Below are 14,072 nucleotides of genomic sequence, written 5' to 3'. Positions count from 1 at the left end.
GCGTTACGGTGTCGCCAATGCGTCGTAGTCTTCAATCTCAAAGGGTGGAAAGCGGAAGATACCCGAACCCGCATCATAGTAGGGCTCGGTAATCGCCCGGCGGATGCGGGCGGCGTCGGCACGCTGCGGATCGAAAGAGATCCGAACCCGGGCGAGCCCGGGTCCCGGCCACGCCTCCAGTTGAACGTAGCCGTCAACTGCGTACAGGTCGTCGCGCTCCAGGAAGTACTTCAGCAGGTTGGCCCGGCCGCGACAATCGAGCCCGTTCATGCGCAGCTCGAGGTGATCGGCCACCGACGGCGCCGCGCCACGGTGCGTTCGGAATGATGGGAGAGGAGCAAGGTACGCCGCGGCGACGGCGGCGGATGTGCAAAGCAGGATAAGGCCGACCGCCACCCCGCTGGGCCAGCGACGCCCGAGGCGATCGGGGGGACCCCACACGATGGTCCCGTCGTGGCCGGTCGGGCAGGATTCCACGCACTTCAAACAAGCCATGCAACGCGCGTTTTTCACTTCGCGGAGGCGATCCACCGGAATCGCCATCGGGCAGACCCGGGCGCAGCGCCCGCATTCCACGCAGTCAGATTCGATGCGCTTCACACGCGCCAGCCCGAACCACGAGAACGGGTTCAGCACGGCAGCCAGCGGACACAACCAGCGACAGAAAGGAATCGTAAGAAATACCGACGCGACGAGGAGAACGCCGGAGATGACATACGCCCAGAACGTGATGTCATCTCCGTGCCGGCCGATGAGCGCGTAACAGGGATCGTACCCTCGAAAAACGAGCTCGGCCGTACGCCATGTGAAAAACAGGATGATCGCGAGGACCACATACTTGAGCACCGACAGCGCCCGGTCCAGCGTCGCTGGAACCTCGTGGGCCCGAACGCCGCTCCGGCGGGCGATGCCGCGCGTCCACGTGAAAATTGTGCCCACGGGACAGACGTAACCGCAGAAGGCGCGGCGAAGCAGCAGCGTCATGACCAGGACCGCGCCGAGAATGTAGAAGTTCGACACCCCCAGCGAGCAGGTCATGTTGCCCTCGACCGCGTAGGTGTACAACGCTTCCACGCCGCCGAAAGGGCACCAGCGCTCGGCGTTCCCGGCAACGACGAACACACCGGCCACGGTCAGCAGCAGGAATACGGCCTGCGTCACGCGGCGCAGCGTTCCCGGGGAATGCACTCCCGAGCGCGAAATTCGTAGCGGATGCTTCAACGGCCCCCCGACCAATCCAACGACTACTTCCCGCCACTGCACTGGGCGCGCTTCGGGCAACTCCCGCAGGACGATCCCCCGCTGCAACTGGATTCGTGAACCTTGGACGACGTCGCCAGCACCGCCCGGAACTCGGGCGTGCCCGCCATCGATGCGAACTCGGCCGTACCATCCACCCGCTTCCGCTCCGCTTCAATCCTTCCCGGATGAGTCAGCTCGAGCGCCCGCTGGAGTGCGGCGAGCGTTGTCTTGGTATCTCCCAGAGATGCCGCCAGCCGGGCGACGGCAAGAAAACAGGAAGGCCCGGCATCGGCCGAGATCAGCTCCGGAGGCACAAGACTCGCCGCGGCCTCCGCCTTATTGCCCGAACGAAACCGCGCGAGACCCAACAGTGCATTCAGGTGCGGCGTGCGATTCTTTGGCTCGATCTTGCCGGCCAGTTGGATCACCTCGTCATCGCGATCGAGCGCCAGCAGCGTCTCGGCCAGAAGAGCGGCCGATTCCACTGATGGAACCCGGTCGTAGCGCTTCCGGTCGACCGGCAGCGACTCGCCGTACAATCCATGCTCTGCGTAAAAAGCATGGAGCGCGGCGGCGGACTGTCTCCAGCGGAGGGGATCGGGCTCATCCCCGATGGACTCTCGCAAGTCTCGGATCTGCCGCACGAGCGCGAAGGTCTGCATGAACTCCTGGTTCTCCGGTTCGGCGCGAACCGCAGCCTGGAATGCCTCGACGGCGGCATCAAAGTCGGCTCGAGCCAGGGCCGCGTTGCCGCGATCGAAAGCCTCGCCGCCACCACCCGGTCCGGCCCATGCCGTGCCTGCAAGAACGATGAAAACGCTGATTCCCGGCAAAATGACTCGTGGCATTCTCTTTCCTCCGACAGGGCTGGGCACTGACGCCCAGAACCGGAATACGAATTCAACAGACACTGCTTGCGGGGCAATGAGGGCGCGCATCAGCGCGCACCTCCCCCTGCGTGGCCAATGGGCAATTCGCATGCCATCCACGACGCAAAAAATGGACCGAGCGAACGCCGCCCGCCGTCCCACGGGCCATCCCGCGAATCGGACCGCGGAACGCGGACCTTCCCCTTTGCCTTCGCCACATTGGGATTTGGCACCGGTCGCTGTATCATCCACACCCAACTCGTGCTCAATGGAAAGGAAGCTGTGATGGAAGTCGTACTGGACGGCAAATCCCTGACGATTGAATCGCTCTGCGCCGTGGCACGCCATGGGGCCACCGTCTCCGTCGCTCCCGAATCGCGCGAGCGGATGCAGCGCTCCCGCGAGGTCATCGAGCGCTTCATCAAGGAAAACGTCGCCATCTATGGCGTAACCACCGGCATCGGCGAATTCGCCCGCATCCGCATCTCGCCGGAGCAGAGCGCCGAGCTCCAGCGCCGCATCATCTACAGCCACTCCGCCGGAACCGGAAATCCCCAGCCTGAGGACGTCGTCCGGGCGGCCATGACCTGCCGCGCGAATACGCTGGCCAAGGGCTTTTCCGGCGTGCGCCTGAAACTCATCGACACCATCGTGAACATGATCAACAAGGGTGTTGTGCCGTACGTGCAGGAAAAGGGGTCGCTCGGAACCAGCGGCGACCTGTCCCCGCTGTCGCAATTCGCGGAAGTGGCCATCGGCGAAGGTCGCGCGTACTACAAAGGCGAGCTCATGCCCGGCGGACAGGCCATGCGCCGCGCGGGTGTCGAGCCCACCGACCTGACGCCCAAGGAAGGCCTGGGGCTCATCAACGGGTCACAGATGATGACGGCCGGGGCGGCCCTGCTCGTCTACGACGCCGAGCGCGTGCTCAAGAACGCCATGATTGCCGGTGCCATGGCGCTGGACGCACTTCGCGCCGTCGAGCGGGCCTACCACCCCCTCGTCCATCGCGTACGCCCCTATCCCGGCCAGAATGCCGTCGCGGCGAATCTCCTGCGGATGCTCGCCGGAAGCGCGATTCTGGCAAACAAAACCGGAAAAGTGCAGGACGGCTACAGCATGCGCTGCACGCCGCAGATCCTCGGGCCCTCGCTGGACACGCTCGAACACGTCCGCCGCATCATCGACATCGAGATGAACTCGGCCGCTGACAACCCGCTCTTCTTCGGGGAAGAGGGCGAGTACTTCGCCGCCGGCAATTTTCACGGCCAGGGCGTGGGCATGGTCATCGATTTCCTCTGCATCGCGATGTCCGAAGTGGCCAATCTCTCCGAGCGGCACACCAACCGCCTGATGAACCCCGTGCTCTCGGGCCTCCCGGATTTTCTCGTCGAGGGCAAAGGTCTTAATTCAGGCTTGATGGTCGCTCAGTACACTGCGGCGGCGCTGGTCTCGGAGAACAAGGTGCTGTCCCACCCCGCGTCGGTGGACTCCATCAGCGTCTCGGCCGACCAGGAAGACCACGTCAGCATGGGACCGATCGCGGTCCGCAAGTGCACGGAGATCCTCAAGAACGTCCGCACCGTCCTGGCCATCGAGATGATGTCGGCGGCGCAGGCCTTCGAGTTCCACGAGGGACGCCGCCCCGGCAAGGGAACGGCCGCCGCGTACGACGTCATCCGGGCCAAGGTCCCCAGGCTGGTCGACGACCGCCCCCTGCACCCGGACATCGCGGCCATCGGCGAGCTGGTGGCCGATGGTTCGATCCTTCAGGCCGTGGAGGACGCCGTCGGTCCGCTCATGCTGGCACGGGATGTCGACACGGAGGGTCTCCAGCACCATTGACGCGCCGCCCCGCATCGGCGAGGCTGGGGAAACATCCTTTTTCTTGGGGGAGAGAGAAGACAATGGCTGGACTTCGTCGCTCAGGGATCGGGTACATCCTGATCGGTCTCGTTTTTGCACTCCTGCACGCGTCCGCATTCGCGCAGTATGACCCGCCGCCGGGCTATTACGACACGGCCACCGGCACGGGAACCGTGCTCAAGCAGCAGTTGCACGACATCATCGACAACCACATTGTCCGCTCCTACGACTCCGCCCGACAATCCCTCGCCCTCTTGGACCAGGACCCGGACAATCTTTCCAACATCATCCTGATCTACAACGGCGCCTCCGTCTCCGGCACATGGGACTCCGGCGCCACGTGGGACCGCGAGCACCAGTGGCCTCGGAGCCTGGGCGTCGGAGACTCCGGTGCTGATACCAGCGACTGCTTCAATCTCCATTCCTGCAATCCGAGCATCAACAGCTCGCGCGGGAACAAGCCCTATGGCATCGGCTCCGGATACTGGGACCCGGCCGCCCTGGCCTCACCGCCCACGAACGACCGGGGCGACTGCGCTCGCGCCATGTTCTACATGACCGTTCGTTACGACGGATCAGACGCGAACACGACCGATCTGGAGCTCGTCAACGGTTTTCCCGGTGCGAACCAGATGGGCGATCTGGCGAAGCTCCTCGAATGGCACTACTCCGATCCGGTCAACGACATCGAGCGGCGGCGTAATCACCTGATCTGGTCCAGCGCCGACAACCCCCTCTATTTCCAGGGCAACCGCAATCCCTTCATCGACCATCCCGAATTCGTGTGGGCCATCTGGGGAACGACTCCCAACGACTCGACCTTGTACGTCGGATCAACCATGCCCGGCGACGGGCAATCGATGGAGACGGTGGAGTATCGACTTCTCATTGATGCCACTCCCTCACCCGTCAACGTGACCCTGCACAAAGCCGGCACAACGCCCACCACGTACGACGTGATCGTCAGCGGAAACGTCACCACTGATGCCGAGGGCACAGGCGAAACCGTCGTCTCCGGAACGCAGAACCGCACCATCACCGTCAACCTGGTTTCCACCGCCGTGGTCGGACCGGCCGACGGAACCATCACCATCGACAACACCGACCTCACCTCCGCCGGAACCGGCAAGGGTGACCTGGACATGGACGACGTGATCGAGGTCACGGCCGACGTGCTCGACCACGCCGAAGCGTCTTTCGACGCCGGTACTGACGACAACACGCTTACGCTCGACTTCGGCGGCGTCCCGGCCGGCAGTGGACTGCACCAGTTGAACTTCGGCATCCACAATCTCGAAGTCACGGCGGGATTCACCGCGGCCCTGGATGTGGACTCAATTTCGCCTTCCGGCGACACGGCCGAGCTCTCCACCAACCTCGCCCCGGTGGCGAACATCCCCGCGGGCGGCGCGCAGTTCTTCACCGCCACGCTCGACGGCGACGCGGCGCCGGGAGCCTATTCGACCACGTTCGTCATCGCCGTCTCGGACGAGAACATCCCCGGCGCAGCGCCGGGTACCAGCCTGACACTCACGCTGACTGGCGAAATCCTGGCCGATGGCGTCCCCGCGGCATCGACGTGGGGGCTCGCCGCGCTGGCACTGCTCGTGCTGTGCGCGGGGACGATTGTGTTGTTAGATCGATCGCACCTTGGTTTTCGAGTCTAGAGTGAGGAATACCAACTGGACGTGCTTCTCTCGCAATTCGTCCAGAAGATCGCCCGATGGGCAGCTTGCCTGTCTGTAGCGCTCGCCTTGGCGGTAACGCTCTATTCGGGCTATCGGCAGTTCCGGGAGAGACAACGCATTCTCCATCTTTCGCCGGCACTTCAGGCACGCCTGCGACCACCCCTTCTTGTGATTGCACTCGGCTCTCTTGTAATTCCGGGTTTCGCGTTGAAGCTCGCCGAGGCGGACGTGTGGCTTTCCTGGCCACTGATGTTGCTTGGAACGGCGGGCTTCGTGGCTGAGGGAACGTACTTTGGCCCGCGACGAGGCCCCAACCTTCTCGCGGAACTCGAAGCCTGTCACTTCCGTCGATGCGACGAATGCCTTTATGATTTGCGCGGGAGCCCTCCTCACGGAAAGTGCCCTGAGTGTGGCCACGAATATGATTGGCAGCGCTTGCGTGAGCGATGGAGATTTGTCCTGGGATTATGCCTGCCGTCTCGCTGATTCCGTGGATCTTTCTCGCGGCGATCGCTGCCGTGGCGTTCGGCTGCGCCTATTACTTCAATCGCAACCTGACCAAACAGGGCGTGACTTGGACATTGCGATATAAGATGATGGCTCCGTGGCCCGTGCGGATCACCTGCGCTATTACCGCGGTGGCACTCATGATCTGCATGTTGTACTTCCGAACGTCCTACTATGGCATTCCAGGCCTTCTCTGTGGTGCCTTCGTATTCGGTGATAAGTATCTTCTTCAACCTCGCCGCTGGGCCCGATTGGCCACCGAACTCAAGGAAATCCAATACCGCCGCTGCGCCAACTGCCTCTACGACCTCCACGGCAGCTACCCCCAAGGCCGCTGTCCCGAATGCGGCGAACCCTACGACTGGTCCGACCTGCCCTCCCGCTGGACATCGATCCTGGAGCAGCTTCGGTAACGCAACCCGTCCGCCACGGCGCCCACGATGCGCCGCGTCGCGCCTTGCCTTTCTCCCGGTCTCGGGTAATACTTTATATTACCGGGATCGGATTCTGCGGAGACGCCCACATGTCATCGCCCAAGCACTCCATCGTCACCTTCAAGGCCGACGCCTCGCTCATAGACGCCCTACGCGCCGTGCCCAACCGGTCGTCCTTCATCCGCTCGGCCGTGCTCGCCGCCCTCGACAACATGTGCCCGCTCTGCCAGGGCTCGGGCATCCTGAACCCCCAGCAGCGCAACCACTGGGCGGAGTTCTCGGCCGACCACAAGGTGGAAGAGTGCGACGACTGCCACGAATGGCACCTCGTCTGCGCCCACGATCCGGCGGCGAATGAACATCGCCCGCGACGCGCTCGCCGCCGGAGTCGCCGCGGGGATTCGAGCTAGCTCGAAAACGGAAACAGTCCGAACGACCGAATCGGCTACCAATGCACCGGGAATGGAACGCCCCATGCGCAACGGCCAACGCAACCTCGACAACACCGACCAGCCGGCGATCCGCCTTGCCGGCGTCACCTTCGCCTACGACGCCGCCCCCGTCCTCCGCGACGTGAGCCTCACCATCGCCCGCCGCGACTACGCCTGCATCATCGGACCCAACGGCGGCGGCAAGACCACCCTGCTCAAACTCATCCTCGGCCTGCTCGAACCGCAGAAGGGCGACATCGAAGTCCTCGGCCGCGATCCCTCCGACGCCTGCCGCCGCATCGGCTACATGCCCCAGCGCGTGCAGCTCGACCCGCAATTCCCCGTCAGCGTGATGGACGTCGTGCTCATGGGTCGCCTCGGCCGGGATTCCATCCTCGGCCGATACCGCCGCGCGGACCGCGAATTCGCCCGCAATGCGCTATGCGAAGTCGGGCTCGACTCCGTCGCGGCGCGCCCCTTCTCCGCCCTGTCCGGCGGACAGCGGCAACGCGTGCTCATCGCCCGGGCACTGGCCTGCGAGCCGGAAATCCTCCTCCTCGACGAGCCCACCGCCAACCTCGACCCCGCCGTGCAGGAAAGTCTCTACACGCTCCTTCGCGGCCTCAACGAGCGCCTCACCGTCGTCATCGTCTCGCACGACATCGGCTTCGTCTCCGCCCACTTCCGCACCGTCGTCTGCGTCGATCACCACGTGCACACGCATTCGACGAGCGAGCTTACCGAGCAGCGCGTCGCGGACATGTACGGCCGGCCGGTCCGCTTCCTCCACCACGTGAACAACGCCGCCGGAGCCAAGCCGTGAGCGAATTCCTCCGAGCTGTCGCCGAAAACGCCTTCCTGCAATACGCCCTGCTGGCCGGAATCGTGGCCAGCATCGCCTGCGGCGTCGTCGGCAGCTACGTCGTCGCCCGGCGGATCACCTACATCGCCGGCGGCGTGGCCCACTGCACCCTCGGCGGCATGGGCGTCGCCCGCTACCTCGCCGAGGTCCACGGCTGGACCTTCCTCACCCCCCTGCACGGTGCCATCGTCGCGGCACTGCTCGCCGCGGTGATCATCGGCTGGGTGAGCCTGAAATCCCGCCAGCGGGAGGACACCGTCATCAGCGCCCTATGGGCGATCGGCATGGCCGTCGGCGTCCTCTTCATCGCCAAGACGCCCGGCTACTACCAGGACCTGATGAGCTACCTCTTCGGCAACATCCTGCTCGTCTCCCGCGAGGACCTCGCCCTCATCGCCGGCCTCGACGTGCTCGTCGTCGGCACCGGCCTGCTCTTCTACAACAAGCTGCTCGCCGTCTGCTTCGACGAGGAATTCGCCCGACTCCGCGGCGTGTGCGTGGAGTTCTACTACCTGCTGCTGCTCTGCCTGACGGCATTGACCGTCGTCGTGCTCGTAACCGTGGTGGGATTGGTGCTGGTCATCGCCCTGCTGACGCTGCCCGTGGCCATCGCCGGGCACTTTGTCGGCCGGCTCTGGCAGGTGATGCTGCTCTCGACGCTCATCAGCGCGGTGGTCACCACCGGCGGACTGGCCGCGAGCTACGGCCCGGAACTCCCCCCCGGCGCGACCACGATCGTCATCGCCGGCGGACTCTACCTCCTCGTCCTGACCCTGGCCCAACTGCCGCAGAGGAAATGCGTGGGGATGAGGTGAGGTGAGTAACCCCCGCTGCGATGCTCATCAGCACTGGCGTGCCCGTTGCCTCAACGGAGCCGATTCTCAAATCGCCACGGCCGTGGGGCCTACGCACCCAATGTCCACAATACGAAGTTCTCGAGAATCTCTCGTTGTCCCCGACGGTACCTGAACAGCCCGTCGACATAATCCGGGTGCCTCGTACGGGGTTCAATTCGCCACCTCTTGGGGTCAGGCCAGTATCCGTATCTGCCCAACACACTCCAAAGTAGTATACGTGCCACGTGACCGTTTCCATCCATATACGGATGGATCGTAAGGAAGTCGACGAGGACCGCCGTGCCTGCAATGACAGCCATGTTCAACCTCTGTGCCGCTGAGACGTCAACGGCGCTGTCGATCACTGCCGTCAACTGCCCGATTTGTTCGTGCAGCCCTCGCATTGCCGCACCGACTTCCCAGGGATGCACGCTGACTCGCTCATCCCCCGGAATGCAATTCCGGTAGTTTCGCAAACACCTATAGTGGTCGCCTCGGTAGTTGCCAGCATAATAATCGTATCCGGGCGGAGTTAATTTCGTGAATAGTCGCTTATGAATCGGCCGTGTATCCGCAAGCGCCGCCAGAAGAACAGCGGCGTCATTTCGGATATCCGCGCAAATAGCAGCTACCGCGGAATGCAAGCGGGTGCCCCGTTCTGGATGGGCGTCATACCCCCATGGGGGGCAATCTGGCGGGTGTACTTCAATCCCCTGCAGGTCCCACATTGCGTGCAAGCTCGTCTGCCCAAGCATCAATGCTCTGTTTGCGGATATCCGCCTGGGAGTTTAGTGCGCGTTCAACCGCCATCCGTCGATCCAATGATGATTCCAACATCGTTATGACTCCTGCGACCGCCGCCGAATATAGAGAGACAGCAGATCGCTTGTTCCACGCGCCAGGAATCACAACTTGGACTGAAGTTGTCGAACTCGGCCAACGCGACTCGACGACCCGCGTGTCAATTGTCGCGGGCACAGCGCAGCTTGTTTGAATGGGAGGTAAGAATATCATTGACCTAGCCTCCGGCTATTGAGAAAATCGATTGCAGCACTATCGTGAAAGTCGTTACTACGATGCAGTAACGCAACTATTTCATCATCGTTCAACTCCCTAGACACATCAGCATTATTGAAATCCACCGAGACTTTGATCCCAAAGCCGGTCGGTTCGATCCTTCCAGTCGCATCAGCGGTATGTCGTCGAACCGGCTGGACCGTAAAGATCTTATTGTTCACTGCATCTCCGACGTTTATTCGCAGGAGGATTTCGCTGGTCGGTGAATCGATTCCCAGGAACGCACGTCGCACCATGTCATTCGAATCGGTTTCACCACAATCAAATATATATTCGCGAATCTTTCCGACCCGATAAATCCTGAGTTGCCGAAAGCACGTCCGAAAACTCTTAAGGATTTTCATAACGTCATTATCGGTCGCCTGCAACGAAGTCTCAGCGTCAATCGCTGAAAGTCGGCGGGGGAGTATTAGCAAAGGCCCGCGTGAACCGAGCACAAAGGTCGGCGCCTCGGCGGAACCCTTGCCTGGGAATTCAAACGTCTTGAAGATTGAAAACTCAGAAGGATTCAATCGCATCGACTCGAAAAGGTTCGGATACTCCTTTGAAACGCAGTTGAAAAACTCCAGGAAATGTGGTCGCTCAAGGCTCAACTCTATCGTCGGCGCGACGGTGATGCCAACCTTCTCGATTAGCTCGTTGGCACCCTCTCTTGTGAACTCGAAGTGCTGGCCCGCCATATCGATGCTCCGCTAGTCCAAGCCCAATCTAATCTTATCATGCCCTGCAGTGCATGCCAAGCGCTGCACTTGCGGGTCGGTAGCCGAACAAAGCCACGCGGACCGCCGGATGCCTTGCCCACCCTTCTTGGGCATGTTCGGCCGGCAACGCGTCCCTTATCATTCGTGGACACGAAGCGCGGCCATGCCACCCACCCCCTACTTACTCGTCTCCATCGCCTCGTTCTCCCGCTTCACCCACGTGTAGTGGTAATCCTTGTCCTCGACGGCGTCGGCCACGGACGTCAGGCGGAGCGGTTTGAACGTATCGCACATGACCGCGAGCTCCAGCGTGCGGTCGTGGCCGATGCTCTTCTCATAGGTGCCCGGGTGCGGGCCGTGCGGCACGCCCATAGGGTGCAGGCTGATCGACTGCGATTCGATCCCCTTCCGCGAGGTGAAATTGCCCTCCACGTAATAGAGAATCTCGTCGCAGTCCACGCTGGCGTGGCCGTACGGGCAGGGAATGGCCTTGACCCCGTTGCGGTCGTAGTAGTCCACCTTGCGGGGCACGAAGCTGCAAATGATGAACCCCCGGCCGGCGAAGGTGATGTGCGTGGTCGGCGGCAGGTGGACGCTGGCCGTGCGCGGCTGGTAGTCGTGAATGTTGAACGCCACGGGATAAGAGAGCCCGTCCCACCCGGCGATGTCCCACGGAAAGTGGCGATACTCGTGCACCGTCAGCCGGTTGCCGTGCTTGACCACCAGCGGATACGGCCCCTTGCCGTGTTTCGCCGGGTCGAACGTGAGCATCTCCGTCGGAACGCGGAAGTCGCGGTGAGAGTACGGCGCGTCCATGGTCACCTGCCCGCTCTCGTTGCGATACTGTTTGGGCAGATCGATGTAACTTGGTGACTCAAAAACGAGGAACGTCCCCCGATCACCCTCCACGTGCAGCCGATACGGCGTCCCCTTGGGGATGATCACGTAGTCGTGTTTGCGAAACGGCAGCAGGCCGTACACGCTCTCAAGCGTCCCGCCCTTGTCATACGCGAACCAGCATTCGTCGCCCTCGCCGTTGTTGAACCAGTGCTCCGCCGGCCTGCTTGTTTTGCAGATGCCCACGCGCACGTCGTCGTTCATCAGCACCGTTCGGCGAGCCGTCAGGAAGTCGCCGTCGGTCTTCAGGTCCTGCGTGCGGATGTGCCGCCGGTGCAGCGGCTGCTCGGCCACCGGTTCGATGGGACAGAACCCCGCCACCTCCATCGATCGCACGCTGAACTCGTCCGTCGGCGGCGTGCGGTAGTAGAGAATGCTGTAGGTGCTGTCGAACCCCACGCGGGTCATACACTGTTCCATAAGGAGCTTGCCGTCCTCGTAGTGCGTGACGTGATGCTTGGGGGGAACGCTGCCGAGTCGGTGGTAGTGGATCATGATAAGCTCCTGCTCCCGCGCGATGCTGATGAAGGCCTTGAGACTTCAGATGTCAATTTGTCTGGCAGCCGCGGCAGCCAACCCTCAGGCGTCACCGCGACCTTATCCGGCAAGCAGCTTCTCCAATTCCGAGCGCAGGACGGGAAGCTTCTCCGTTACAATGCTCCAGGTCACCTCATCATCGATCGCGTCGTATCCATGTACGAGCACGTGTCGAAATCCTGCAATCTTGCGGTAGTCGGTAAGGCTCTCCGCTGCCGTCGAGTCGCATTGAATCAGTCGAACCATGGCCTCGCCGATAATGCCGCATTGGCGCTCGACGGCTGAGCGCAATAGTTCATCTCCCGCGAAGTCCTCAAACGCCTTGCCCGCGGTGAATCGGGTGATCCGGTCGGCAGCCGCCGCCATATCCAACAGCAACTTAGTCGTTTCAGGCGGCATACAACATCATCCGACGCTCATCGACGATCCGCTTGAAGACGGGATTGCGGATCGCGCGATAGGAAATGAGGTCAATCTTTCGCCCGAAGAGCTCCTCCAGATCAACCAACAAACCGAAAAATCGATCCGCGGCCTCATGCACGGTGAAATGGTTAAACTCAACGACGAAATCGAGGTCGCTCCGCTGTGGGTCGAAATCCCCTCGGAGCGCGGAGCCGATCAAGTATAGCCGGTGTACGTCGAACGCGCGGCACAGCTCGTCAAGACGCGCACGATGCTTTTCTATCAGCTCGATCATTTGCGCCCCTTCGCCGACTACAGATTCCCCCGCAACTCCTGCTCCCGCTCAATGCTGATGAACAGGGCCTTGAAGTTGCCGATGCCGAACCCCCGGCTACCGTGCCGCTCGATCACCTCGAAGAACAGCGTCGGCCGGTCCTGCACCGGTGCCGTGAAGATCTGCAGCAGGTAGCCGTCCTCGTCCTTGTCGATCAGGATGCCCAGCTCGCGGAGCTTCTTCCAGTCCTCGCCGACGTCCCCGACGCGCTCCTGCATGTAGTCGTAGTAGGTATCCGGCACGCGGAGGAAATCGATGTCCCGGCGGCGCAATTCGTTCACCGTCTCGTAGATGTCGCCCGTGTTCATGGCCACGTGCTGCACGCCGGGCCCATAGTAGTAGTCGAGGAACTCCTCGATCTGGCTCTTCTTCTTCCCCTCGGCCGGCTCATTGATGGGGAACTTGCACTTGCCCGAGCCGTTTTCCATCACCTTGCTCATCAGCGCACTGTACTCCGTGCTGATGTCCTTGTCGGTGAACGCCAGCAGGTTGCGGAAACCGAGCACTTCCTCGTACCACCGCGCCCAGTAATTCATCTCCCCGAGATGGACGTTGGTCACGATGTGATCCACCGCCGCCAGCCCCACCGCCGGCGATCCGAAAGCCTCGATCGCCCGGAACCCCGGCGCGAACGCCCCGCGGTAGTTCCCGCGGTTCACGAACCGGAAGATCGTATCTCCCGCATACTTGATCTCCCCGTATACATACGTGCCGTGCTCGTCCTCCAAAGCCTTGGCCGGCGTGAGCACCGTCGCTCCCCGGGCCTTCGTCTCGCGCAGCGCGGCCTCCACGTCGCCGACCTCCAGGGCAATCGCCTTCACCCCATCGCCATGCAAGGCGCAGTGCCGGCTGATCTCGTGGTCCGGTCCGTACGAGCTGGAGAACACGAAGCGGATCTTGCCCTGCTCCATGACGTAGCTCGCCTTGTCCCGGCTGCCCGTCTCCAGCCCCCGCTTGGCAATGGGCCGGAAACCGAACGTCTTGTCATAGAAATGGGCGGCTTGCTTGGCATTCCCGACGTAAAACTCGATGTGGTCGTAACCCTTGATGGGAAGGAAATCAGTCAAGACGTTCTCTCCCGGTTCCCACCGTCCCCGCATCTGCCGCACCCTTCGGCTCCGGTGGTCGAGCGCTCCGTTCGGGCGGCTTTGAAAAACATGAATCCCGTATGCAGGAGTATAAACCTGCGGCGGAGTCGGACCAACCGCCGCGCCGGTCCCGCGACCCCGCGATACCGACCAGCACGGCGCACGGATTCCGAACTTTCTACTTGCCACGCCCGTCGGCGATCGCTAGATTTCAGCTCGGTCTACGGGCCCAGCTCTGATCCAAACCCGCAAGCGACCCTTCACTTCCGCAAGCGGGTTCGGCGGATCGCGGCGCCGATCG

At 62.3% G+C, this 14,072-nt stretch carries 14 protein-coding genes; 6 read left to right on the top strand and 8 right to left on the bottom strand.

What is annotated here, in order from left to right; all coding sequences use genetic code 11:
• Nucleotides 1-3: 3 nt before the first annotated feature.
• Nucleotides 4-1,161, bottom strand: a complete 1,158-nt coding sequence (locus J5J06_08115; GenBank protein MCO6437038.1) for a 4Fe-4S binding protein — start codon at nt 1,159-1,161, stop codon at nt 4-6.
• A gap of 83 nt (nt 1,162-1,244) precedes the next feature.
• Complete coding sequence (locus tag J5J06_08110; GenBank protein ID MCO6437037.1) at nt 1,245-2,090, bottom strand: hypothetical protein; 846 nt, start codon at nt 2,088-2,090, stop codon at nt 1,245-1,247.
• Between the two features lie 303 nt (nt 2,091-2,393).
• Here J5J06_08110 and hutH point away from each other — a divergent pair, with 303 nt between their 5' ends.
• The 6 genes from hutH to J5J06_08080 all read left to right on the top strand — a co-directional run bounded on the left by hutH (nt 2,394) and on the right by J5J06_08080 (nt 8,714).
• The gene (gene hutH / locus J5J06_08105; GenBank protein MCO6437036.1) at nt 2,394-3,956 is read left to right on the top strand and encodes a histidine ammonia-lyase; all 1,563 of its coding nucleotides are present in this window, start codon (nt 2,394-2,396) and stop codon (nt 3,954-3,956) included.
• A 62-nt stretch (nt 3,957-4,018) separates the two neighbouring features.
• Nucleotides 4,019-5,644 (top strand): endonuclease, encoded by a 1,626-nt coding sequence (locus tag J5J06_08100; GenBank protein ID MCO6437035.1) that lies wholly within the window; start codon nt 4,019-4,021, stop codon nt 5,642-5,644.
• Between the two features lie 488 nt (nt 5,645-6,132).
• Nucleotides 6,133-6,585 (top strand): hypothetical protein, encoded by a 453-nt coding sequence (locus tag J5J06_08095; GenBank protein MCO6437034.1) that lies wholly within the window; start codon nt 6,133-6,135, stop codon nt 6,583-6,585.
• Between the two features lie 110 nt (nt 6,586-6,695).
• Nucleotides 6,696-7,016 carry a CopG family transcriptional regulator gene (locus J5J06_08090; GenBank protein ID MCO6437033.1) on the top strand — a complete coding sequence of 107 codons (321 nt, stop codon included), beginning with the start codon at nt 6,696-6,698 and terminating at the stop codon, nt 7,014-7,016.
• Between the two features lie 64 nt (nt 7,017-7,080).
• Nucleotides 7,081-7,860, top strand: a complete 780-nt coding sequence (locus tag J5J06_08085) for an ABC transporter ATP-binding protein (protein ID MCO6437032.1) — start codon at nt 7,081-7,083, stop codon at nt 7,858-7,860.
• Nucleotides 7,857-8,714, top strand: coding sequence for a metal ABC transporter permease (locus tag J5J06_08080; GenBank protein MCO6437031.1), 858 nt, complete (start codon nt 7,857-7,859; stop codon nt 8,712-8,714). Before J5J06_08085 ends, J5J06_08080 begins: the two co-directional genes overlap by 4 nt.
• 89 nt (nt 8,715-8,803) lie before the next feature.
• On the opposite strand, the gene J5J06_08075 is transcribed toward J5J06_08080, so the two are convergent.
• From J5J06_08075 to hppD, 6 genes are all read right to left on the bottom strand, one after another.
• Nucleotides 8,804-9,379, bottom strand: a complete 576-nt coding sequence (locus tag J5J06_08075; GenBank protein ID MCO6437030.1) for a Fic family protein — start codon at nt 9,377-9,379, stop codon at nt 8,804-8,806.
• A 366-nt stretch (nt 9,380-9,745) separates the two neighbouring features.
• Nucleotides 9,746-10,492, bottom strand: coding sequence for a hypothetical protein (locus J5J06_08070; protein MCO6437029.1), 747 nt, complete (start codon nt 10,490-10,492; stop codon nt 9,746-9,748).
• Nucleotides 10,493-10,690: 198 nt separating this feature from the next.
• Nucleotides 10,691-11,905, bottom strand: coding sequence for a homogentisate 1,2-dioxygenase (locus J5J06_08065; GenBank protein MCO6437028.1), 1,215 nt, complete (start codon nt 11,903-11,905; stop codon nt 10,691-10,693).
• Between the two features lie 102 nt (nt 11,906-12,007).
• Entirely contained in the window at nt 12,008-12,346 is a 339-nt protein-coding gene (locus J5J06_08060) for a DUF86 domain-containing protein (GenBank protein MCO6437027.1), read from the bottom strand.
• Entirely contained in the window at nt 12,336-12,644 is a 309-nt protein-coding gene (locus tag J5J06_08055) for a nucleotidyltransferase domain-containing protein (protein ID MCO6437026.1), read from the bottom strand. The genes J5J06_08060 and J5J06_08055 overlap by 11 nt, the downstream gene beginning before the upstream one ends.
• Nucleotides 12,645-12,661: 17 nt before the next feature.
• The gene (gene hppD, locus J5J06_08050; protein MCO6437025.1) at nt 12,662-13,783 is read right to left on the bottom strand and encodes a 4-hydroxyphenylpyruvate dioxygenase; all 1,122 of its coding nucleotides are present in this window, start codon (nt 13,781-13,783) and stop codon (nt 12,662-12,664) included.
• Nucleotides 13,784-14,072 lie beyond the last annotated feature (289 nt).

This window comes from Phycisphaerae bacterium, assembly GCA_024102815.1.
Classification (GTDB): domain Bacteria; phylum Planctomycetota; class Phycisphaerae; order UBA1845; family UBA1845; genus JAGFJJ01.
The sequence above is the reverse complement of the archived record's forward strand: the minus strand, read 5'-3'. Positions and strand labels throughout refer to the sequence as shown.

Excerpts from the sequence above, each read along its gene's own strand:
- J5J06_08090 (MCO6437033.1), top strand. The coding sequence starts at position 6,696 with ATGTCATCGCCCAAGCACTCCATCGTCACCTTCAAGGCCGACGCCTCG.
- J5J06_08085 (MCO6437032.1), top strand. The coding sequence starts at position 7,081 with ATGCGCAACGGCCAACGCAACCTCGACAACACCGACCAGCCGGCGATC.
- J5J06_08060 (MCO6437027.1), bottom strand. The coding sequence starts at position 12,346 with ATGCCGCCTGAAACGACTAAGTTGCTGTTGGATATGGCGGCGGCTGCC.
- J5J06_08065 (MCO6437028.1), bottom strand. The coding sequence starts at position 11,905 with ATGATCCACTACCACCGACTCGGCAGCGTTCCCCCCAAGCATCACGTC.
- J5J06_08100 (MCO6437035.1), top strand. The coding sequence starts at position 4,019 with ATGGCTGGACTTCGTCGCTCAGGGATCGGGTACATCCTGATCGGTCTC.
- J5J06_08110 (MCO6437037.1), bottom strand. The coding sequence starts at position 2,090 with ATGCCACGAGTCATTTTGCCGGGAATCAGCGTTTTCATCGTTCTTGCA.
- J5J06_08070 (MCO6437029.1), bottom strand. The coding sequence starts at position 10,492 with ATGGCGGGCCAGCACTTCGAGTTCACAAGAGAGGGTGCCAACGAGCTA.
- J5J06_08055 (MCO6437026.1), bottom strand. The coding sequence starts at position 12,644 with ATGATCGAGCTGATAGAAAAGCATCGTGCGCGTCTTGACGAGCTGTGC.
- hppD (MCO6437025.1), bottom strand. The coding sequence starts at position 13,783 with ATGCGGGGACGGTGGGAACCGGGAGAGAACGTCTTGACTGATTTCCTT.
- J5J06_08095 (MCO6437034.1), top strand. The coding sequence starts at position 6,133 with ATGCCTGCCGTCTCGCTGATTCCGTGGATCTTTCTCGCGGCGATCGCT.